Below are 1,374 nucleotides of genomic sequence, written 5' to 3'. Positions count from 1 at the left end.
CCGCATCTTAACTTTTATTGCCAAAATCACTTTGTAAATACGTGGATTCCATATACGGAATGGGGCATAAATGAGCTATAGCTTCCCCTAAATTAATTCCCCTAAATTAACAATTCAGAGATAACTAAACGTATGGAAAGTCGCTTAACGTAGCATCCAGTATTGACGGTGCAGATCAGTTTAAAACTAGCTCATTTATCGCCAGTGAGCATACCGAAGAAGATCTGTCTCGACTCTGGCGTGTTGTCTCTATGAGTTTCGTATTTTACATGCGCGTTTGCATCAACTGCTTTTGATAGCTTGATGCTCCATAGTGCTTTCATTTGATTTGGTACAATTGAATATCGGACATCGATAATACGCAGCTCGTCTGTTGGGTCCTGAGCGATATAACCATTTGAAAACCAGCGGAAACGTTCTATGTCTTTGGCTTGTTGAGAGTCCGGGTCAAGCCAAGGTAAATCCCTGCTAACATTCAGCTTCGCAATCGACTCTCCGGGATACGTGCTTAGCGATGTGCCAACCCGCACTGCGTCTACATGGTAATGAGCCTCTGTTTCGTACACCACTTTCCAAACCAAGATATTCGCAAAGCTTGGTTTTGCCTCTAATCGAATCGGTGTGTGTTGCCTTTCTTGCGCTAATTGCCACCCAATCGCCTCTGCCCTGTCTCGCTGAATCATCCCTAATGTTGGATAAATTAGCGCCCAAGTAAACGCAACACGCGCTAGCCAAGGCGCTCGTTTTAACGTCGCAAACACAAGCAACACTAGAATGGGAAGCGTATAAACAGGATCGATGATTGATATGGTATTCCAAGAAAAACGCGCGTTGGTGAAAGGCCAAAGTAACTGCGTGCCATAGGTGGTACAAGCGTCTAACAGTGCATGAGTACCATAGCCCAGAGCACAAAACAGCCAACTTTGTTTGAAAGAAAGCCCACGTTTTTTTGCAATCAGGTGATGCAGAACCAAAGCGCAGATCAAACTGCCAATGGGAATAAAGAAGAGTGAATGGGTAAATTGTCGATGAAATTCCAAAGCCAACAAAGGGTCACTTTGAGACTTAATCAGTGCATCCAAATCTGGTGCTAACCCGGAGAGCAGCCCTAATACCCCAGCAACAACCAAATGTTGTTTTTTGCTGGCCGATTGTGACAAAGAAGCGCCTAACACGCCCTGCGTTAAAGGATCCATAAATCACTCATTGATAGCATTCCGTTGAATCAAACAAAATACATTTAGCTATAGCGGTGAACTGTTCATAACTAAACGGTTTTATCAATATACTCATGTACATAGCTGTATAAGCATAGACCGATAATCGAGTAGGAGGAGGCCTCACGGCCTCCGTCCTCTCACACCACCGTACAAG

The 1,374-nt window shown here is 44.2% G+C and carries 1 protein-coding gene; it reads right to left on the bottom strand.

What is annotated here, in order from left to right; genetic code table 11:
* Nucleotides 1–191: 191 nt before the first annotated feature.
* A complete protein-coding gene (locus AB6E52_RS23030; protein ID WP_102319980.1) occupies nt 192–1,196 on the bottom strand; it encodes a metal-dependent hydrolase in 1,005 nt (334 codons plus the stop codon).
* Nucleotides 1,197–1,374: the final 178 nt, after the last annotated feature.

This window comes from Vibrio sp. 10N.247.311.13 (assembly GCF_041467595.1).
Lineage (GTDB): Bacteria > Pseudomonadota > Gammaproteobacteria > Enterobacterales > Vibrionaceae > Vibrio > Vibrio crassostreae_C.
This window is presented reverse-complemented; position numbering and strand designations above follow the sequence as displayed.

Excerpts from the sequence above, each read along its gene's own strand:
- AB6E52_RS23030 (WP_102319980.1), bottom strand. The coding sequence starts at position 1,196 with ATGGATCCTTTAACGCAGGGCGTGTTAGGCGCTTCTTTGTCACAATCG.